The organism is Stieleria marina, from assembly GCA_007741555.1.
GTDB lineage: Bacteria > Planctomycetota > Planctomycetia > Pirellulales > Pirellulaceae > K23-9.
On sequence record CP036526.1, the window covers coordinates 2,642,854 to 2,663,071 of the forward strand.

Here is a 20,218-nt window from a genome sequence, read left to right on the forward strand (position 1 = left end):
CATACGGATTCCCGATGTCTCACGAGCGAGTGCGGTTTGGAATTTTGATTTAGGAGTTGCGGCGTGGCTCTTGCGGAATTTGCACCAAATCGGGCGTTCGATCTGCCGCGGATCGAATCATTCGCTTAGCAGCACGCGGGAGTTATCACGTTGGTCGATCAGTTGGCGGATTCGACTGACTTGGACTCCCAATTTCGTTTCGATCAGTAACGCCGGGCGATCTTCTGTGAAGTCGGCCGAGTCAGACCAACTTTGCAGCAATTTGAAGGCTGCTTGCTGGCGTTCTTGTGAAGTCGTCGAAGTAACGACATCCAGGTTGAAGTCTTGCATGTTTTCGTAGGTCTTGATGGAACGCCTTGCGACCAGTCGAACCGCGTCATAGTCATCGTCTAGGGTTGCCGCCAAGAAAGGCAGTTGCCAGCTTTGGCCCGACGCAGCTTTTGCATCCGACCACCCCATGCACCAAGCTGAAATCGCACGCTCGGCGGCGTTGCCTTTGAGCAGCCAGAGCAGTGACGCGGCGACTTCTTGTTCGTTGGTTTCCAGTTCTGGCGGCTCAATTTCGTACCACTCTTGCAGATGATCCGCGGACCATTTCAGCGTTTTATCCAAGTGGCATTGGTTGCAGGCGTTCGGGCGTTTCGCTTGATGGTCGCGGCCTATGTTGGGGCTACTGATTTGATGGTTCCGGATTGCTTTGAGCAGCCCATACGCGGTGTGAGGCATGTGGCAGTTGTAGCACGACGATCCGCTTGATCCGGCGGGATGATGGGTGTGCTGCGTGCCGTATTGCGATGGTGTGTGGCAACCAGTGCAGGCACTGTTTCCGATCGCGTCAACGTCGAGTTGATCGTTCGCCCACTGCTTGACCGGGCGACTGTCCAGGGAGTCTTGGTGCATCTTGTGACAGGACAAACACGTCATTTCACCATTGATGTAGCAGCTTGACTGTACCATGCCGGTGTATTCGCGGCCGGAGACACGAACCATTCCGTCGTTGTAAAATGTTTCGTCCAACAGCGTGTCCAGGTCTTCATATCCCAACGCCTCTTGCGTGCGTTTGAATTCGGGAGATTCTCTAGTCCAAAGGCCGTGGGTGTCGGCCAGGTCTAAGCCGGGGCGATAGGGGTGGCCATTTTCCATCGTGCCTCGGTCGGGACGTAGCACATCGGAAACACTGTGGCATTGTCCGCATACTTGCGCCGACAGAGCCTTGGGAAGATCCGCGGGATTGATGATCGGATCGTCCACCGGATCGGGGACTTCGGCCGCAGTTTGCTGCTGCGACTGTCTGCGAATGTTGACGTGTTCTTCCGCGGGGCCGTGGCAGGCTTCGCATGAAATTCCAAATTCACCAACATGAGTGTCCCATTCGCCTGACGCCAGTCGTCGTCCTTTGCGATGAGTACTATGGCAACTGCTGCACGCTTCGTTCCATCGTCCCAATTCAAACGAGGGCGGCATATTCGGAGGCACCAGAAACGCTGATTCACGTGGAATCCATTCGTTGGACTCGTTCAAGTGAACCATCGGCAGCATTCCGATCAGCCGCTTTTTTCCGGTGGCAAACCAGTAGACTTGCATGTGGTGCGAGCCGGTCGTCATTACGATCGGCGCACGGATTCGTTGTGAGGGATTGTGTTCATCTGGCATTTCGACGGTGCAGACCTCGCCTTGACGTGTGAATTCGTAAAGACGGTTGCTGCTGGTCACTGCGACATCATCAAAATTTCCCAGCACGGATTCAGGTGTTGCAGCTTGTGTCATCGTGCGATGATACGAATGCTCCCACGTGGAATGCTGTTGGGTATGACACTCGCGGCAAACATCCGATCCCACGTATCCGTGCGTCGGACGTTCCACAGGACGAAGAGCTCGAAGGTTGGCCAAAGTAAGCTGTTTGGAATCGCTCTTGGTTGTTCCTGCAGTCGCGGATTTCGCGGAGTGGCTTTTGGTTGCGGTTTCGTCCGCAGCAATGGCACGTTCATCCGGTGATGCGTCCGGTTTGCCTGACGTTCCTTCGGTCAAACGTTCGGATGGTTTCGATTGCTGCGCGCGAGACGTTGCGTGCTGAACAATTGACTCGGGTGTCTCCGATGGGACATCGCTGGGGACTAACAGCCACGTGATGCAGGCTGCCACTATGAATGCGACGACGCCAGTCGCATGGCTGCGAGTTTTTTTGTACGCGACCAAGCCGATGGCGAAGGATAGAGCCGCGCCAAGGAAAATCAGCAGGTTGGTCATGGTCTAACAAACGGAGGCGTAGGGGGGCACGATAATTTTGGCATTCGGTCACGCAGTCCGATCCAAGATGACTTTCGTGGCAGCGATCGTTGCGGTGGAAGGTTTCTTTTGGCTGAGAATAGGATTGGGATTCCGAACGATTGGTTCGCCGAGTGGTCAATCTTCAATCGCTGTCACTGTGGTTTGCGGTGATTTCTTCGATTACCAGCAATCGTTGGTTGGCCGCGACGTTGTGGAGCGTCTCGTTGGTTCCGCTGGGCCATTGTATATCGATCCGTGCAACCGTGGTTGCGTTACCCAATCCAAAGTTCAGGCAGGATTCATTTTTGCAAAGATAGCCATCGCCCGTTTGCATCACTTGGACATGGTTTTGATTCGCAACGTGTAAAGTGACCCGAGTCCCAATCGCATCGCGTTCACTTTTGGTGCCCGCGAATTCCAGTTGCAGATAATTGCCCGCGCCTTCACATCGATTTTCCAGCAGTACAAATTCTTCCATCAGGTCCGTGATCGCAAGGTCGATTCGGCCATCGCCGTTCCAGTCAAGCTTTGCAACCGAGCGGGCTAAGTGGTTTTGCGACCAATAATCGTCCCCGGCTACTTCAAGTTGGACGTATCCATTGTTCGAGCGGGTGAAAAGCTGAGTGGGCATCTGAAACGTCTGGCCTTGATCACGAAAATCTTCGATGTGTCCGTTGCCGATGATCAAGTCCGTTGTGGTGTTGTTGTCAAAATCCAGTGCCTGAGTGCCAAAGCCCACCATCGGCAGAGTGTTCTTGTCCAGGTTCAGTGATAAAGCTGCGTCCTGAAAAGCGCCTTCGTTGGTTTGTAAGTAAACGTTGGACGGTTCTTTGGAAAAATTGGTGATGTGCAGGTCGAGTCGTCCGTTGCGATCAAAATCGGCGGCCGCAATTCCCATGCATGCGTATGGGCGTCCGCCCGGTCCGTAGGCGCATCCCAGTAAAGCGGCCGAATCAGTCCAGTTGGCCTCGCTGCCTCGCCAGTATTGATTTGCATTCTGATCGTTGGCCACGAAGACGTCGTTGTCTCGGTCGCCGTCGATGTCAGTCACTAGTAAACCCATGCCTGTGCTGGCAATCGATTCGGGGTCGCCGAGGCTCTTTGGGGTGAGTTTGCCGTCCGACGAAGTCACGAATAGCCGATCTTGAGCCGCGCGGAAATGCTTGGGCCCGGGTAACTTGACCGGCTTTCCGTTGGGCCTGCGGGGGATCGGTTCGTAGGCATGTGGGTCGTCCACATAAGTTGTCTCGAAAATATCGGGAATCGAATCGCCTGTCAGGTCAGCGATTCCGACCGACATCGTGTACATGCCGCGGTTCCATTCCAGCAACTCATTGTCGGATATGTTTTTGCTGGGTTGATCCAGTTTGAGCTCCAGAAATGTCCCGTCGCCCTGGTTTAGCATCAGACGGTTGACGCCAATGTTGCCGATCAGCAGGTCGGGAAAACCATCTTGGTTCCAGTCGCCTGCCGTGACTCCGTTTGTGTAGTGAAAATCCGATGCGCCTGATGCTTCGGTGCATTGGCGGAATGCATCGATTTGGTTTCGGTACATCTGATTCGAAACGATGCTGACGCCGCCAGGTGGCACGCATCCGGCTTGTCCAAGATACAAATCGACGTTGCCGTCTCTGTCAAAATCCAGGCAGGCAACTCCGCTGGCAAGTGCTTCGTGCAGGCGAAACTCTTTCTGTACCGGTGGGTCGGAGTTCTTCAGCCGATGTCGAACGCCCAGCGACGGTGCAACGTTGGTGAAGACTGCCTTTGACGCTTTAGGGCGATCAACTGCCAGTCGCGGCGGGGCACCGTTGGTTAATGGTTCCTGCGATCCGCTACGTAGATCCGCAAGCCTAGATGCAAGGCTGGTCAAATCACCTTGTTCAAGACCACACACGATGGTGTCGACATTCATTCCATCTGAAAACTTGTCGAGTGTGGCGAGTTTGTGCTGCCGGATTGAGTTCAGCTTGGAGGATTGCGGCGAAACGGCGGCGATGATCGACTCCTGCCACGCCAACGACTCGGCGTAGCGTCCCATGTCGTTCATGACTCGGCCCATTTCAGGTGCCAGTTGAAGTGCTCGTGCGGGCGACGAAGAGATCGCTCGAGCGATGGCAGCCGATTCGTTGATCAGTTTTTTGCGTTGCTGAATTATTTCCACTGGGCGATTCCGTTTCGATGCTGACAGCGATTGGATCAATCCCTGAACGGCTTCTTCGGATCCCGGTTCGCGGCGGAGTGCTTCGGTAAAGCAGTCGACGGCAGATTCATTTTTGCGATGCAGCATCAGGTTGCCAACCGCTAGCCAGTAATCTGGATAGCGTTTGCAATCAGGATTGGCAGAGGCGGCCCACTGAGCTAATTGGTCGTAGCGCTGGGTCAGTGATAGAAGCCATCCGTGCACTGCTATCGCATAGGGATCGCCTTCTTTGAAAGTGGCGCTGTTCTGCAGGACTTCCAGCGCGGCGCGAGCTTCGCCATTGGCTCGCAGCGCGGCGATTACATTGAATAGTCCCGCTTTCTGAATCGCCTGTTCATCTTCCGTGTTGGGTCTGTCAGCGAAGTTTCTCCAAGTTAGAAATGGGTTGATCAGAGCGGTCAGTTCGCGAGGCGTCAGAGCTGTGCGAGCTGCCAAGTAACGTAGATGTTCGTTGGCGTCAAAGCGGTAGCCCACTTCGTTGAGGGTTCCTGCTAGCTGGCGCCGGATATCTAACCGCGATGGATGTTTCTGGACTAAGTCCTGCAACAGATCGATGCTTCGCTTCGTTTGCCCCGCCTGAAGAAACAGGTCAGCAGCACCAGCCAGTAATCCGGGACGCTCGTCAGGGTGCGACGAGCCGGATCGAATCAGGAGCTCCGCGGCAGAAGCCAAGTCGTCTTGGCTGACCAGGATCTGGGCCATCAGCTGAGTGGCATCGAGTCGATCTGGATTTTGAATCAGGACTTGCCGGGTGATCTTTTCCGCAAGGTCCAAATTGCCGCTGCGCAGGGCGGATTCTGCATCGGGTAGGTTGAGCGTTTTTGCGGGTTTGTCTTGCACCTTGGAGGTGCAGCCCAGATTGGGAGACACGACCACGCAAGAGAGACCGGCCAATAGAAGGCAGCGAAATTGAAGCCAGGCGGTCATGGTTGGTTCCATAAAAAACCTGCTCGCTTGAAAGCCAAGCGAGCAGGTGATCAGAATTTCTAAGCGATTAAATCAGTTTACTGATTCAACGATTCTTCAACCACTTCGGAAGCACCGCGAGTACCCAGTGCACCCCAAAGTCCGTAAGGGCTTTTCGATCCTGGAGTTGACTCAGGAACCGCTGGGTTTACTTTGACGACTGGGTGTCGGCCATCGCCGGCTTCGACTGAGTCAGTCATGAAGACGACTGCTCCGTCACCCATCAGCACGTGGCAGCCACCTTGGTGACGGCTACTTGGAGGCAGGTTTCCGGTGTCAAAGTCACCGCCGCCGCCGATACAAACGGCACTGTTAGGGCCAGTCATCGTGGTGAAACTGGTGTAACAAGGAACCGAGTCAACCCAGCGGTAACCACGTTTCCAGTTGTTGTTTCGCAGACCGGGGTTTGCGTTGCCAACCGATGCATCCCAGAACATTGGGCGCTCAGGGTCAATCAAGTTTGCATCGATACATGCACTTGGGTTGTTGTGAATCGTTCCCCAACCGATACCGAAGTAAGGGTCAGTTCGGATGTCTCGGTCACCCAAGCCAGTAGCGATTTCAGCTGCAGCAATGGTGTTGGACAGACCGTCGGTGATGTCGCGGAAACGCATCTGACGTCGGTTGTAGTAGAATCCGCGGTTCGAGGCGTTTGCCGAGTTGACGTGGCCCTGGTTCCAGGTACCACCTTGCCAGCGCCAGTATCCGTGGTTCACCCAGTCAGACGAGTCTCCGATGTTACATGCGTAGTTGGTACGTGCAGCGGCAGGTAGACCTTCGCCCGGATCGCTAGGGCAGCGAATGGTTGGAACTTGCGTTCTCCATGGATCGTAGTTACCAGCCCATGGACGTGGTCCCATTGCCGAGAAATCCAACGCGCCATCGCCGTCGATGTCTTTGGGATTGGAAATTTCGCTCCAGAGACCTTGTTGCTCGATGAATGGCAGAAGGCCAACCAGCCAGCTCAAGCGACGACGGTTGTTGTCACCCAGTTGGTTGTTGTATCCGCCCGCGCTGTCAGAGCGGAAAGTACCACCAGCCTGCATGCCCATACGCTTGTAAGCAGAGTGGTAGTTGTGGATGGCGAGTCCGATGTTTTTGAAGTTGTTACTACAACTCATTCGCCGAGCGGCTTCACGAGCAGCTTGAACAGCTGGAAGCAAAAGCCCAACAAGAATGCCGATAATGGCAATAACGACCAACAGTTCTACTAACGTAAAACCACCAGATCGTGAAGAACGAGAACGTATCATACACATATCTCCGAGAAAAGAAAAACAACATATTTGAAAAGTGGGCGGGAAACGCCTCATTAAACAACGCGGACCCGGTCCGCGTATCCCGCACAAAAAAACTGTCAGCTCGACAATTAAGATCCATAGAGCTGACCTGATACACCACCAATTCAGCGGGTTAGTGGTTCATTGAGACCAAAGATCGTCTCGAATTTAAGCTATTAAACGACTAGTTTTGGCTAGCGTCGTCGGTGCTACCATAGCTTTGCTCTTCGTAGGATGCTTCTTCTTCTTCCGTCATGACGGCTTCCGGCACGACGGCGTTTTCGTCAGAGCCACCACAGCCAGCAAAGCACATAGGAAGGACGAGAAGAGCAGCAGCGAGAACAAACTTGGTTTTTGTCATTTAGATAGGCTCCAAAAAAAGTTTTTGTTTAAGGGCGAATAAGAGACCGCTTTACGAGCAATTCTCAGTGCCCTTTTTACATTATCAAGAAAAAATTGTTAGTCGATAATTACTGAACTTGAACAATTTGCGAAAAAATCCTGCGTGAAACGTTTGGGGCCTGCGCTACGGGGACACAGTCGTGGTTGGCAGCGCGCGAATTTTGCCTGGCACGAACCGCTCTGCAGAGTGGAGTTCGTGTAGTCCGCGAAAGGCGGCTCAAGTTAGTCGACGCGTGCTCTCTTTGAATGAAGGCGGCTGCATCGACTTTGTCGGATGGCTAAAGCAAAAGGCTGCAGCTAGTTTTCGCCAGCTTGCCGATGGGAGCCGCTACAAAGATCACACCGCCGCGATTTGCGCCGCACAGATGGGAGACGCAGTTGAATTCAACTGACTCCTGCTGAAGGAGCCTTCGCTAAAGCGGCGTCCGTTTATCGCTGGCTTAGCTCTTTGACATTATCCACCAGGGCGATCGCGTTTTCGACGGGCGTTTCTTTCAGCACACCGTGACCGAGATTAAAGATGTGCCCCGGTCGGTTGGCGGCTTGCTCCAAGACATTGGCGACACGATCGCGGATGGTTTCGGGGTCGGCCAACAAGACTGCTGGATCCAAGTTTCCTTGCACGGCACAGTCATGCCCGATTCGCTGCCAGGCTTCATCTAGTTGAATTCGCCAATCAACGCCCACAACGGTGCGCTGGTCGCCACGCAACAGCGGCAGAAGTTCTGGGTTGCCGGTCGCAAAATTGATGACCGGCACATGCGGTGCGATGCCGGCGATGATCTGTCGCATCCATGGCAACACAAATTCGCTGTAGTCGGCCGTCGAAAGGCAGCCAGCCCAACTGTCAAACAACTGCACGCACTGGGCACCAGCGGCGATCTGTTCGTTTAAGTAAATCGTGATTGCATGCGACAACCTTTCCATCAGTGCGTTCCAGGCATCGCCATCGCTATGCATCAGTTTCTTTGTGTGCATGTATTGACGACTTCCGCCGCCTTCGATGGCGTAGCTGGCCAACGTAAACGGCGCGCCGGCAAAACCGATCAACGGGATATCTTCGGGCAAGTCTTTGCGGGTCTGCGAAACCGTTTCGTAGACGAATCCCAGTGCACCAGGATCATCCAGCTGTTTGACGCGTTGGATGTCTTCGCTGCTGCGAATTGGATTGTGAATGACTGGCCCGTCGCCTTTGACAAATTCCAAGTCAAATCCCATCGGAACCAGGATGGGCAGCAGATCCGAAAAGATAATCGCCGCGTCGACCTTGAGGCGATCGACCGCAGTGCACATGATTTCGCTGCAGAGTTTTGGGTTGGCGCAAAGTTCCAAAAACGATTGCTTCGCGCGAACTTCGCGGTACTCCGCCATGTAACGACCGGCTTGTCGCATCAGCCAAACGGGGGTTCGCTCTGTCGCTTCACCGCGGCAGGCTCGGATAAAAAGACTTTCGTCGGACGGATGGCTCATCGGTGGTTTCCCTGGTTGCAATTTGGTTCCGGCCGTAATGGCGGCTTTGATTCTTTGTTTGACGCTGACAAGTTCGTGACTGCGTTTGGCGGATTCGGTGACGAGGTGTCCCATTTTGGGATGGCTCGGCTCCATATCGACTTGCAAGTCACACTCGTGAAGCATTTGGCTGGTGGTCGGGCCGATCGAAGCGATCACGGTTCCGCGTAGTCCATCTCGCAATTGCTGGACCATCTGCATTTTTTCGGCCATTCGCAGCATGTTGACGATTTGGTGGGCGCTGGTCACCAGCAGGAGGTCGCGTTGGCCGGCAGCCAGAGAGCGGATGTTTTCTTGCAGCGGGCCGGCGTTGTCAGGAAATTCCCAGCCGTAGACGCGAAGTGGCTGCACGGTGGCTCCGCGAGCTTCAAGTCCGGCGATCAGCGAAGCATTGGAGATGCCGTATTCCTGAAGCCCGATCACTTGATTGGCGACCGATACGTTCTGATCGATCGTCGTCAGGAGTTCTCGCCACGTGTTGGGTTCGGGGGCGCGGTGAGTCGGTTTGAGACCGACTTCGCGCATCGCAGCAGCAGGTTTGGGCCCGCGGCAGATGGTGATGATGTCCGAGAGCGAATCCAGAAAACGTTGGGTATCAACATGTCGATCGATCGCCCGGAGCAGGTAACGGAACCCGACGCCGGTCATCAAAACGACTATGTGAACCTCACCGGTCATCACGCGATACGCAAAATCGATCGCATCGCGGTTGGGTTCGATGGGAACTTCACGCATCGACGGGCTGACGTGAGCGGTGCCCCCGTGTCGTTCGATCAGGCGATTGAGATCGTCGGCACGACGGCTTTCGAGTGCTGCGACTTGAAGTCCGTTGAAATCAGCGTCGGACTTAGGCATGGAGACGGCAGTGTGTAGGGAATGGGCGTCAAAACGAAGCTTCGGATGGTGTTGCCGCATTGTAGAGAAATCACACGAAGTTACGATGAGCGGTTCGAGTCGATTTTTCTTTCGTCACCCGCACAGATTGACGCGTCGCAATGCCCCGAAGCACCATTCGCCGCCCATCCCCCGAGCTTGACTTGTCGGCGCATTTCCGCATGTCCGACGATTTGCCCGCTGAATTGACCAGCCAAACGCTGTTTCAGAATGATCGGCCGTTGGAAATCGAAATTGGATCCGGCAAAGGACTGTTTATGTCCACAGTATCGCAAGCCAATCCGCTGCACAATTTTTTGGGCATCGAGATCGCGACCAAGTACGCTCGCCACGCAGCAGGGCGTTTGTCTAGCGGCCAAAACACCAATGCAATGATGGTGGCGGGCAACGCCGAGCCGTTATTTCAAAAAAGCATCCCCAGCGAGTCGCTTGAAGCGGTGCATGTGTATTTCCCCGATCCTTGGTGGAAAAAGCGTCATCGCAAACGGCGGGTGGTCAACGAAGTGAGCGTGCGAAATTACTGCCAAGCGATTCGCAGTGGAGGACGGTTTCATTTCTGGACCGATGTGTTGGACTATTTCGAGATGACGATCGAAATGATTGCCGAACTGGTGCCTGAGTTTGGTGTGCCCATCCCGGAAGAAGAAATCGAGGCAACGCACGATTTGGACTATCACACGCACTTCGAACGGCGCAGTCGCCAGCACCACATTCCGGTCTACCGCGTTCGATTTGAAAAGCGCTAAGCCGGTCAGCAAGCTCGAAACGCATCGAGCAGCGCAGGTTACCGCTCGTTCATCGGACATCTGCTGGCTCTGCCTACTTAAACAAGAGCGATGCAGAATCGGCGAAGCAGCCTCGCCACACCGGCCAACTGTGGCCGCCAGCGGTATGACGCCAGTCCTGTTTGACATTCGCTTAGGGCGACAAGTCGTCGTCACCGAAGGTAAGCGGTGTTCAGGCATCGATTATTTCTGCCGACATGTAAACCGATGCGGCAATTCCAGGATCGCCTCGACTCACTTTCTGCAATCACCGGTCGACATCGCTTACTCCAGCATGCCGTCAAAGGCGGACAAGATCGAACGGTTGCGGAAAGAATACTTTGGCGTCAACGTTCTATTTTTGATTGCCGCCTTGGCCACCAAATCTTGTTTGGGAGCAAACGTGTTGGACGGACCCGACTGCGTCAAAGGTGACTCCGGCGGTTCTGGCAATTCGGAGTCTTCGTCTGCGTCCAGCCGCGAACGTTCGATTGGTTTTTCGTCGTCGCCGGAATCCGTTGGCTCGCTAAGCGGCGACGGCACCGATTGATACGCGGGGGCAGTCACCGCAGTAGGATCGAGCTGATTCGATTGCACTTCGGATGGATCGAATCTGCCGTTTGAAACCGGTGCAGGCCGTGACACGGATTGCGGATCTTCTTGTGGGGCTAAGAATCTGCCCACGTGAGCCGCGTCGGCACCGGCGCCGCCACTCCAAGCCCCTTCGGCCAATTGCACTTGGTTGTAGGCCAGGAGCGATCCTTTTTGCCGGTGGAAATCGCGGATCGCCAAGTTGTAAGTCTGCAGAGCGCGATAGAAATCCAGTTCGCTTGTCACGACTTGTCGCTGAGCTTGCAACAGGAAGTTGATGTTGTCAGTTCCGTCGCGGTAGCGTCGTTGCAGAACGTCAACTTGCCGCACATCGGAGAGATAGCGGTTGTAGTTTGTCTCAAGCAGTTGGTGCGCCAGTTTGATCTGACGGGCTGCGTCAGAAAGGTCGTGGCTGACTCGCAATTCGGATTCGGCCAGCAGGGCACGCTCACGATTGAGATTTAGTCGTGCATGAGAAACCGCGACACTGGCAGCGCGTAAGCCGACAGGGAAGTTCATTTCCAGTCCGGCTTGCCACTCTTGATAATTGCCGTCGGTAATGTCCTGGTAAAGGTTGTCGCCACGTTCTTTGTCCGACGAACCGATCAAGTGGTCGCCTAGTCCGCGCCAGCGATACTGTCCCAAGAAATCCAATCGTGGGCGACGGTTCAAGCGGGCTGCGATGATCTCCAGTTCACGACGTTTGACGTTGAATTTTTGACGACGAATTTCGACCCGTCGCTCAAGTGCTTGGCCCAACGCGCTGTTCCAATCGAACACGACTTTCGCGTCCGTTGGTGCACTGGTCGGCTTGATCAATCGTCCGTCCGTGGCAGTCAATCCAACCAGGTAACGCAAGCGTTGCTCTGTTGCATACAGGCCGTCTTCGCCACCAAGTGCCGATTCGACTTGTGCTTGGAACTGATAAAATTGCGACTGTGCCTGGGCTTCTTCGTCACTGCGTCCGGCACCGACTTCCAGGCGAACTTGCTGATACTGGAATGTCTGCTGGGCGGCGTTGCGGCCTTTGAGCGTCGCGTCTAATACTCGATATGCTGTCCCCAGATTCCAGTACGCTTGCTCGACATCAGCCACCAAGTTGATCATTGCTAATTCAAAATCAGCCAGTGCGACGTCCTCGTTGACTCGCGCGATCAGAACGCCGTTGTACTGTCCGATGCCGCTGTTCGGTCCGGCGATGCGATTGAACTGAGTGCCGGCGCCTTGCATCATTGGTTGACGCCATTCGGCTTCTAACCAACCGTTGAACTCGCTCCGAAAGGCTCGGCCCGGGCGATTGTTGCGATCGTAGTTGACGATATGGCGAAGTGCAAAGCTGGAACCTTGCGCGGTTTGCTTGGCCAGTTCACCCGAATAAGTCGCCCCCGTGGATTGCGTTGCGACGGGGGTGAACGCCGCGATAAATCCACCGCTGTCCACGTTGTTCGGGGCGTCGCCTTTGGTCCAGAAAAGCTGCTGCGTAAACGTCGAGTCGAACGCCGACAGGGCGGCTTCGGTACCCAGTTGCGGGCTGGCGGATGTCAACGCAGGGTCGTAGATCGACGCCGTTGCTTGCGGTGCCGAAACGATGGTTCCGCCAATCGATCGCAAAATCGGACTTTGTTGGACGGCCAACTGAACGGCTTCCTGCAACGTCATCTCAAACGTTTGCAGCGTCGAAGGATCTTCCAGCACCAGTGGTTCGTTGGCCGCTTTGGCTTCGACCGCGGGCGCCGTCGAACACTGTTGGACTTGGGGATATTCGATCCGCAGTCCGTAGTTGTCGTGGTATGACGGTTGGGATTGCTGTTGTTTGTTGCTGAGCTGATCCAGCATTCCGCATCCGTTACTAAGGATGGCGGCGGCGGCGATCGCGCCGTGCCCCAGTCGTCGGCTGGCAACGGATGGCCATTTCAGTCCGCGAGTGCATCGCAAGACCAACTGCGAAACTGACTGAGTCGCCAACTTTAAAACCGCTGGCTGATGACACCGTTTTGAACGACAAGATGGGGTTTGTTTTCGCATGGCCAAGTGGATCCGGGTTCGCCAACTGCCTCTGCTGGCCAGGCAAGATTGCCTAGACGAAAGTTTCGCAGTGGTTGGTCCGAGCCCAACAACTGCGCAGCAAGAGAGCTTTGTTGCGATCCTTATCGACCGAGCAACGCGTGCCGCTGGAATAACCGGGGCAATAATTCCATCCGAAGATTCGGAGGAAGTAGCAAAGCCGTTAAGGTCGTGTCAGACTTTGACGCCTAGGCTAGGTTGGAACAGAAAATCACGCTGCCGTGATTTGTTCAACTAATGCTAGCGGGCCGTAATTGGCTGCTCTATTTAGCGGCAAAAGCCGGAAGAAATGTTCGCATAACCGAAGGGCGACGCGAAAATTCCATCGCGCCGAACAAGACTGCGGTGAACAGCAAGTCGCCGGTGATTGTGTATCCAAAGAACGGAACAGCATTGGAGTAACAGGCTGCCAGCCCAGCGATCGAATTGGGATACCAAGGTCCCAGCCATACGCCAAAATTACTGATCAAGAAAAACGCCGTCGAAGCAACCAGCGACAAAGCTGGATATTTCCAAACACCATCGATCTTTTCGATCAATCGGCCAATCGGAACAGCGGCAATAAAGCCGGCGTACACGGCGACCATGGTCACGATCGAATAGAGCCCCATGCCCGGCAAACCCATCAGGTGGCCGACGACGTCGCTCAGCAGCAGTGCGGCTGCGGGGACCAGGTACGCACGTCGTCCGGCTAGGTAACAGCCCGCGAACAGACCCAACGCACCTACACAAGCCACGTTGGGTGGATGAGGCAGAAAACGGCTGGCGGCGACAAGCAGAATCAGTGCGTAGTGCATGGTGTGACCATCAAACAAGGGAAATCTCAGGACTTGTTTTTAGCTCTTTTCACCGCTGATCGAAAGCCCCAGCTTGTCGGGGCAGTTCTGCTTGAATGAGCCAGGCCGTCTAGCCCGCCGAAATGTCGCCGATCACGGGAAAATCGCGATCGCCGACCCAATTGCCACCGCTTCGACAAACGCAGCTTTGGCATCCCAGGGCGGCTGTTGGTGAAGAACTGGTGCGCAGGATCCCGAGCGGAAATAGCCGAGGGTTGATTCGCATTCGCAAGGATCGCTCAGCGTCATCAGGTAAGGCAGCATCGGAACCGTGGCAAAAAACCTGGCTCCGCTGACAAATGGTTGCAGCTCTGGAATCCGCTCGTGTCCATGTCGCTCCAGCATCCGGTCTTCAAAGTACCGGGGGTTGGAGAACGTGTTGGCGGCTGCCCAGTGACTGACTGCCCAATTCCAGGGGACGGCATCCAAGTTTCGCTCGTTGCCACTCTCGGGCAGCAATACCGAGGGCGACACCACATCACCTTGAAACCCGTCCGGAACTCGCCCGTTGCCGACTAGGTCGGTGGCTGTCTTCGGGGCAACTAACGCGGGTAGCTCGAAGCGGCCGTTGTCCAGATGCGAAATCCGTTGATCGGTAAGCTCCGACGAAAACTGATCTTCGTCATCGCCGTCTTCGTCATCGTTTCGCCGATCGCTCCGACTGTCGTCATCATCTTCGTCGTCGAAATCGTCAGAGTCAGGATCAAAGCGTCGAAGTCCCGGACGGACCTCATCATCTTCGTCCTCAGGAAGCGACTTGAGTCGCTGCGAGACTTGCACGAACTTTCGCTCGGCCGGGATCAGAATCTGATCGATGCCCAGTTCGGCATCCAGCTGATTCGCAGCGGGCGGCAGAAGAAAACCGCCAGGCTGTTCGGCTGATGCAGATGGTGATTGGCAAACCAGCGAACTTGCGGCCAACAACAAGGTGGCCAGTCGCCGACGGCGTATCCTTACTTCACTCTGAGACGATTCCATCGCTCACTCCATCGGTTCGATCAAAACGTTTTGGTACAGAAGTAACAGTTCGACCGAGCATGAGAGAAAAATCACTCACGCGATGTCGGCTCGCCCTAACCGCTGGTCTTGTTAGAACCAAGAATCGCGAAAGAACCGCTGTGCGCGACAGTTCTGTCACCGGCGTCATTCGTGTCACAACCCCTCCATGGGGTCTCGCTGAGAGGGATTGCGAAGCGACAACCCTCACCACCTGCACAGATTGTTGCTCGACAATAAAATCCGCTCTATCGACAGCGAGCAACTACTCCTTTTCGCTCTCAGCCGTTTCTTTCTTGGCCGCCGACTTTTCGATGAACTTCATCGCAGCGCTGTTCATGCAGTAGCGTTTGCCAGTGGGCTTGGGGCCATCGTTAAAGACATGTCCCAAGTGTGACGTGCATCGTTGGCAGTGGACTTCGGTGCGCGAATAGAAAAGCTTCCAGTCTTCGCGAAAGCCGACTGATTGCTTGTTGACCGGAGCGTAAAAGCTAGGCCAACCGGTGCCCGATTTGAACTTCGTCCGACTGGTGAACAGTGGCTGACCGCAGACCACGCAGTGATACTCGCCGTCTTTCTTGTTGTTCCAGTACAGATTGCGAAATGCTTTTTCAGTACCTTCTTCTTGCGTGACGTAGAACTGAATCTTTGAAAGTTCGCGGCGTAATTCGATCTCGGATTTGGGCTGGTAGGGTTCTTCCGCGGCAGCAGTTTTTTCATCGGTGGCCTTAGTCGCGGCCTTTTCGTCCGCTTGGGAGATCGTTATCGCCAGCAGCGAGAGCGTCGTAGCGGCCATGATCACAAAAAGAGACAGCAGGTCTCGTCGGCGATCGATTGTCAGAATTCGTGTTTTTTTCATTTCACTAAGACTTTGTGTTTCAAATCAAGTTCGTCGAAGGGATCAGATCACTTTCAGTAGGTAAACTAATCGCCAACGTCAATTCCGTTCGTCCCAAGTCGCGTCGGTCATTATAGTTCCGCGACCAGCAATTGAGGGACGGCTGTCAGTTGATAAATGACTTTATTGCGTCGGTCTCCGCCGAACCGCCAGACAAACCCTTTCACGTTCAAACCGCGTCGAATCCTATTATATGAGTAGTGTCCAGCTTTGCGAAATCCATCGATCGCAAAGCGGCGCAGCGATTCTGGGCGGCGTTGACCTGCAGGTTGAAGCCGGGCAATACGTTGTTTTGCTAGGTCCCAGCGGGTGTGGAAAGACAACGCTGCTAAAAATCATGGCAGGTTTGGTGGAAGCGGACCGAGGTTCTGTGGCGATCGATGGCAAAAGTGTGGACCATTTGCCGCCTCGAAAACGCGATGTTTCTTTTGTGTTTCAAGGAGACAGTTTGTATCCGCACCTGACGATTGCCGAATCGATCGCAATGGGGATGCACAAAATGTCAGCGGCCCAGAAGCAATCGCGGATTGATGAAGCTTGTCAAATGACCGGGATTGGCCCTTTGCTGAACCGTCGCCCCGAAAAGTTAAGCGGCGGTGAATTGCGACGAGCCGCGATTGCAAAATCGGTTGCCCGGCGCTGCGGAGTGCGACTGTTGGACGAGCCTTTATCCGCATTGGATACGCACGTGCGGCACGGCATCCAAGACGCTCTGCTGGCATGGCATCATACGCATCGCGGTACGACGATCCACGTCACGCACGATGGTCACGAAGCGATGCGAGTGGCTGATCGCATCGCAGTCCTGGGAGACGCAATCGGCGGTGACGGCAAACCTTGGGGGGCACGCGTTATCCAGTATGCAAATCCCGTCGAAATCTATGACGCACCGGCAACCAAGGCGGTCGCGCTTTCGCTGGGTACACCGCCGATCAGTTTTGTGCCAGCGACACTGCGCGATGGCGAGGTCCAAAGCAAGACAGAGGGAGTGGTGATTCGAGTTCCCCGTCGCGAGGGTGATGCCTTGAATGGAGAGATTGATTTAGGCGTGCGCGCCGAAGCTTGTCAGATCGCTGGCGATCGCGATCCGGGCATGGATTCGCGGCAAGGGATGACGTTGAGCGGAAATGTGTCGCGGACGTATTTCAGCAATGGTCGGCTGTTTGCGGAGCTGAGAATCGACGCCGTTTGTATTGCAGCGGACATTACTGGCCAGAGCGTCCAGTCAGGTCAGGCACTGACGCTGCACGTCCCGAACGAAAAACTACTCGCATTCGATTCGCAGACCGGTCGTTCGCTGGGTTAGGCGACCTGAGGGCGATAAAGTGCTGGCCACGTTCTGTCTTTGTCCGGATCATTCGCAACTGTTCGGGTACGCGCTGCTCCGTTAGGCTTCTGGCGTTAAACCAATTTCCCAGAAGCTGGACGGATGAAATGAGCGAACGAATTGTGATGCGAACAGGTGAGTCACTAGTAGCCGGTGGACCTCCCTTTACCGCTGCCGAACCCGAAGTGGTCATTGGCGAACTCGATGGCCCCGTCGGAACGGCGCTGGCAACTTTGACGGGTGATCAAGCGGCGGGCCACTCCAAAGTGTTCGCGATCTTGGACACGGATATTCAAGTTCGTCCGGTCACGTTGATGGTCAGCAAAGTGACTGTGAAAAGCAGCGCGTACACAAACATCCTGATGGGGACGGTGCAGGCAGCGATTGCCAACGGCGTGCTGGATGCCGTTCGGGCCGGCGACATTCCTAAAGACAAAGCCAATGACTTGGGAATCATCTGCTCGGTTTGGTTGAATCCCGGTGCGGCGACCGAACCGAACTTGGACCACAAAGCTTTGTTTGAAATTCACCGCAAGGCGATGGCGCAAGCGATTCATAAAGCGATGAATAACGAGCCGTCGATCGATTGGTTGCTCGAAAACCAAGACAAAGTCACGCACAAATATTACCAGCGCGGCCTGGATGGCAAGCTGTAGTCAGCACGCTACGAGCGCTGTTGAGCTAAGGCTGTGAAGTAGCACTGCCGATTAATTCGGCGGGCTGCTTTTCAGCGAGTTACTTTTCAGAGTGCCAATTTTTGGCGGGCTATTCGCGATCTTGCGACCGGGCTAACGCGACGTCCAAGTGGACCTCGCGCATCGGCAGCCAAAAGTCGTTCTTCAGTTTGGGATCGTTCGAGCGAACGATGTTCAAACTCACTTGCAGTTTTTTAAGTGCCGTATCGAATTGGCTTTTGGTACACGCCAGTCGCGCGATCGCTTTCTTGCGTAGCGTTCCCGTGTACGCGGGTTCCAGGCGAATGAATTCAAACACTTCGCGTGCGATCGTGTCCAGCTCAGCGACGTCTTGATAAGCGTTGGGGTAATGCGTGTTTCGGAAGTGCTGCATTTCCATCAGCACAGCGTCGCCGCCGGCCACTTTGCCGTAAAAGATCTGCTCAGGATAGGTCTGCGGAATGCGAGTCTTCCAATCCCAAACCGCGACGACCTTGGGACTCCACCCACCCGCGTCGGGTTTCTCTTCGGAAAGCCCCGTGTTGTCCCATAGAGACGGGTAGGGAGATTTCTTGCTTCCAAACACCGTGCAAACTTTCTTGTCCAACACAAAACGGTACGCATCATCAAACGTTTTGATCATCAGTTTGCTTTCGATCACGCTGACATGGAGTGGATGAGTGCTTTGCCCTCATGACGCCCCGCAATTGCCGATCTGCTACCGTAGGGCAAGTAGGAATGTACCCAAATCTTAAACGTTGGATAGTGAAATGAATCGATGCTTTCAGATGTTGGTCGTCGGATTGGCCTTTGCAAACGTGACGGCGGTAGCCGAAGACTGGCCTCGATTCCGCGGCGTCGCTGGTTCCGGCGTGGCGGGCGAGGCGAGTTCGTTGCCGGACGCTTGGTCGCCCGATGCCAATGTCGCTTGGAAGACCGAACTGCCTGGACCGGGGGCTTCCAGCCCGATCATTGTTGGTGGCAAGGCGTTTGTGACTTGCTACTCCGGGTACGGATTAACACAAGAAGATCCAGGCGAGATCGAAAACCTGGTGCGGCATCTGGTCTGCATTGACGTCAAGACCGGAAAGAAGCTTTGGCAAAAAGACGTCAAGGCAACGTTGCCGGAAGATCCGTATTCCGGCATCGGCGTGACGGCTCACGGGTATGCTTCGCATACGCCGGTTTGCGACGGAACCAACGTGTACGCTTTCTTTGGCAAAGGCGGCGTGCATGCGTTTGACATGGACGGCAAAGCTTTGTGGAACGCGGACGCGGGCAAAGAATCCGATCCGGCCAAATGGGGTTCGTCATCCAGTCCCGTTGTCTACAAAGATTCGGTCATCGTGACGGCTTCGGCTGAGAGTCAGGCGATCATCAGTTACGACAAAACGACCGGCAAAGAACTCTGGCGGCAAGAAGCAAAAGGCTTGGACGGAATGTGGGGCACGCCCGCGTTGGTCAAAGTTGGCGACAACCGAACTGATTTGGTGATGTGTGTCGCCAAGGAAGTATGGGGATTGGATCCGGCCAACGGAAAGTTGCGTTGGTTCGCCGATGCAACGGGAGCCGAGCAGGCTTACTCCAGCGTGATCTTGGACGGCAAGCGCGTGTATGCCTTTACGGGACGCGGTGGCGGGAGCATTGCCTTGGATGCCGGTGGCAGCGGTGATGTGAGTGATTCCAAGACCATCTGGACGGGAACAGAGAACGCCAGCTTTGCTTCGCCGGTTCGCCATGAGTCAAAAATTTATGTCGTGTCGCGAGGTGTGTTGACGATTGTCGATGCCGAAAGCGGCAAACGGCTCAAGCAACTTCGTCTCAAAGGCGTCAAGGAAACCGGCGGACGATTCGGCTCGCTGGACTACCCCTCGCCAATCGTTGTCGGCGATCGACTTTACTATCTCAATGGCAGCGGTCAGATGTTTGTCTTCGGTCTTGGCGACGATTTCGAGCAGCTTGCGGTCAATGAAGTCACAAGCGACAAGGAAACGTTTTGGGGATCGCCTGCGGTCAGCGATGGGCGCTTGCTGATGCGAAGTTCCAAGCACCTGTACTGTGTGACCGATCAAGGTGACACGGTGAAGCCTCGTGAATTGGCGGTCGCATCGGCGGATAAGACCCCAGAAGCAGCCGGGCGCGGATCGGGGCGCGGACCGGGGGGTGCGGGCGGCGGAGCTCGCGGTGGCGGGCCAAATGGTGGTGCTGCTGGTGGTCGTGGAGGCCCCGGCGGCGGTCGCCCCGATCCTTTAGCCATGTTCAACGGGATGGATGCCGATAAAGACGGCAAAGTGACAATGGCGGAACTGGAAGGCAATCGAATAGCCGATCGTTTGAAAACCCTTGATAAGGATGGCGACGAGAGCATTTCCAAAGAAGAGTTCACCAGCGGGATTGGATCACTTTTCCGTGGCGGTGGAGGCGGTCGCGGAGGATCAGGAGGCGGGGGTGGCGGCTACGGCAATCGAGGAAAAGATTCGCGTCCGGACCGTCCTCAACGTCCTGAGCTAGTCGAAGGTTAGACGATCGGTTTCGCTGGTGAGTATGTT

Annotated in this window: 15 protein-coding genes; 5 read left to right on the top strand and 10 right to left on the bottom strand. The window is 55.0% G+C overall.

Annotation, left to right across the window (positions count from 1 at the left end; all coding sequences use genetic code 11):
- Positions 1 to 117: 117 nt before the first annotated feature.
- The 4 genes from K239x_RS09130 to K239x_RS28400 all read right to left on the bottom strand — a co-directional run bounded on the left by K239x_RS09130 (position 118) and on the right by K239x_RS28400 (position 7,075).
- On the bottom strand, positions 118 to 2,247 hold the full coding sequence (locus K239x_RS09130; protein WP_145417520.1) for a multiheme c-type cytochrome: 2,130 nt from the start codon (positions 2,245 to 2,247) through the stop codon (positions 118 to 120).
- 163 nt (positions 2,248 to 2,410) lie between these two features.
- Positions 2,411 to 5,395, bottom strand: a complete 2,985-nt coding sequence (locus K239x_RS09135) for an FG-GAP-like repeat-containing protein (protein ID WP_419189861.1) — start codon at positions 5,393 to 5,395, stop codon at positions 2,411 to 2,413.
- Positions 5,396 to 5,472: 77 nt separating this feature from the next.
- On the bottom strand, positions 5,473 to 6,687 hold the full coding sequence (locus K239x_RS09140) for a DUF1559 domain-containing protein (RefSeq protein ID WP_145417522.1): 1,215 nt from the start codon (positions 6,685 to 6,687) through the stop codon (positions 5,473 to 5,475).
- A gap of 211 nt (positions 6,688 to 6,898) precedes the next feature.
- A complete protein-coding gene (locus K239x_RS28400; RefSeq protein WP_419189862.1) occupies positions 6,899 to 7,075 on the bottom strand; it encodes a hypothetical protein in 177 nt (58 codons plus the stop codon).
- Positions 7,076 to 7,349: 274 nt separating this feature from the next.
- Here K239x_RS28400 and K239x_RS28405 point away from each other — a divergent pair, with 274 nt between their 5' ends.
- Positions 7,350 to 7,508, top strand: coding sequence for a hypothetical protein (locus K239x_RS28405; protein WP_419189863.1), 159 nt, complete (start codon positions 7,350 to 7,352; stop codon positions 7,506 to 7,508).
- Between the two features lie 37 nt (positions 7,509 to 7,545).
- Here K239x_RS28405 and hemE read toward each other — a convergent pair whose 3' ends face one another.
- Positions 7,546 to 9,480: a uroporphyrinogen decarboxylase gene (hemE, locus tag K239x_RS09145; RefSeq protein WP_145417523.1), complete on the bottom strand. Its 1,935-nt coding sequence runs from the start codon at positions 9,478 to 9,480 to the stop codon at positions 7,546 to 7,548.
- A gap of 140 nt (positions 9,481 to 9,620) precedes the next feature.
- Between hemE and trmB the strand changes: the two genes are divergently transcribed.
- Positions 9,621 to 10,265 (top strand): tRNA (guanosine(46)-N7)-methyltransferase TrmB, encoded by a 645-nt coding sequence (gene trmB / locus K239x_RS09150; protein ID WP_145417524.1) that lies wholly within the window; start codon positions 9,621 to 9,623, stop codon positions 10,263 to 10,265.
- Positions 10,266 to 10,568: 303 nt separating this feature from the next.
- Here the strand turns inward: trmB and K239x_RS09155 are convergent, their stop codons facing one another.
- The 4 genes from K239x_RS09155 to msrB form a co-directional block, all read right to left on the bottom strand.
- Entirely contained in the window at positions 10,569 to 12,899 is a 2,331-nt protein-coding gene (locus K239x_RS09155; protein ID WP_145417525.1) for a TolC family protein, read from the bottom strand.
- 302 nt (positions 12,900 to 13,201) lie between these two features.
- Positions 13,202 to 13,753: a DUF6580 family putative transport protein gene (locus tag K239x_RS09160; protein WP_145417526.1), complete on the bottom strand. Its 552-nt coding sequence runs from the start codon at positions 13,751 to 13,753 to the stop codon at positions 13,202 to 13,204.
- 114 nt (positions 13,754 to 13,867) lie between these two features.
- Positions 13,868 to 14,752, bottom strand: a complete 885-nt coding sequence (locus K239x_RS09165) for a hypothetical protein (protein WP_145417527.1) — start codon at positions 14,750 to 14,752, stop codon at positions 13,868 to 13,870.
- Positions 14,753 to 15,035: 283 nt separating this feature from the next.
- Positions 15,036 to 15,629, bottom strand: a complete 594-nt coding sequence (gene msrB, locus K239x_RS09170) for a peptide-methionine (R)-S-oxide reductase MsrB (protein WP_145417528.1) — start codon at positions 15,627 to 15,629, stop codon at positions 15,036 to 15,038.
- A gap of 232 nt (positions 15,630 to 15,861) precedes the next feature.
- Between msrB and K239x_RS09175 the strand changes: the two genes are divergently transcribed.
- The gene (locus tag K239x_RS09175) at positions 15,862 to 16,974 is read left to right on the top strand and encodes an ABC transporter ATP-binding protein (RefSeq protein ID WP_145417529.1); all 1,113 of its coding nucleotides are present in this window, start codon (positions 15,862 to 15,864) and stop codon (positions 16,972 to 16,974) included.
- A 128-nt stretch (positions 16,975 to 17,102) separates the two neighbouring features.
- Positions 17,103 to 17,651, top strand: a complete 549-nt coding sequence (gene fae / locus K239x_RS09180) for a formaldehyde-activating enzyme (protein WP_145417530.1) — start codon at positions 17,103 to 17,105, stop codon at positions 17,649 to 17,651.
- A gap of 109 nt (positions 17,652 to 17,760) precedes the next feature.
- On the opposite strand, the gene K239x_RS09185 is transcribed toward fae, so the two are convergent.
- A complete protein-coding gene (locus K239x_RS09185; RefSeq protein ID WP_145422267.1) occupies positions 17,761 to 18,312 on the bottom strand; it encodes an AlkZ-related protein in 552 nt (183 codons plus the stop codon).
- A gap of 127 nt (positions 18,313 to 18,439) precedes the next feature.
- On the opposite strand from K239x_RS09185, the gene K239x_RS09190 reads away from it, so the two are divergent.
- Positions 18,440 to 20,191: an outer membrane protein assembly factor BamB family protein gene (locus tag K239x_RS09190; protein ID WP_145417531.1), complete on the top strand. Its 1,752-nt coding sequence runs from the start codon at positions 18,440 to 18,442 to the stop codon at positions 20,189 to 20,191.
- Positions 20,192 to 20,218 lie beyond the last annotated feature (27 nt).

Bases quoted from the DNA above. Each gene is read 5' to 3' on its own strand.
- K239x_RS09130 (WP_145417520.1), bottom strand. From the start codon at position 2,247: ATGACCAACCTGCTGATTTTCCTTGGCGCGGCTCTATCCTTCGCCATC.
- K239x_RS09135 (WP_419189861.1), bottom strand. From the start codon at position 5,395: ATGACCGCCTGGCTTCAATTTCGCTGCCTTCTATTGGCCGGTCTCTCT.
- K239x_RS09140 (WP_145417522.1), bottom strand. From the start codon at position 6,687: ATGATACGTTCTCGTTCTTCACGATCTGGTGGTTTTACGTTAGTAGAA.
- K239x_RS28400 (WP_419189862.1), bottom strand. From the start codon at position 7,075: ATGACAAAAACCAAGTTTGTTCTCGCTGCTGCTCTTCTCGTCCTTCCT.
- hemE (WP_145417523.1), bottom strand. From the start codon at position 9,480: ATGCCTAAGTCCGACGCTGATTTCAACGGACTTCAAGTCGCAGCACTC.
- trmB (WP_145417524.1), top strand. From the start codon at position 9,621: ATGCCCCGAAGCACCATTCGCCGCCCATCCCCCGAGCTTGACTTGTCG.
- K239x_RS09155 (WP_145417525.1), bottom strand. From the start codon at position 12,899: ATGCGAAAACAAACCCCATCTTGTCGTTCAAAACGGTGTCATCAGCCA.
- K239x_RS09165 (WP_145417527.1), bottom strand. From the start codon at position 14,752: ATGGAATCGTCTCAGAGTGAAGTAAGGATACGCCGTCGGCGACTGGCC.
- msrB (WP_145417528.1), bottom strand. From the start codon at position 15,629: ATGAAAAAAACACGAATTCTGACAATCGATCGCCGACGAGACCTGCTG.
- K239x_RS09175 (WP_145417529.1), top strand. From the start codon at position 15,862: ATGAGTAGTGTCCAGCTTTGCGAAATCCATCGATCGCAAAGCGGCGCA.
- fae (WP_145417530.1), top strand. From the start codon at position 17,103: ATGAGCGAACGAATTGTGATGCGAACAGGTGAGTCACTAGTAGCCGGT.
- K239x_RS09185 (WP_145422267.1), bottom strand. From the start codon at position 18,312: ATGATCAAAACGTTTGATGATGCGTACCGTTTTGTGTTGGACAAGAAA.
- K239x_RS09190 (WP_145417531.1), top strand. From the start codon at position 18,440: ATGAATCGATGCTTTCAGATGTTGGTCGTCGGATTGGCCTTTGCAAAC.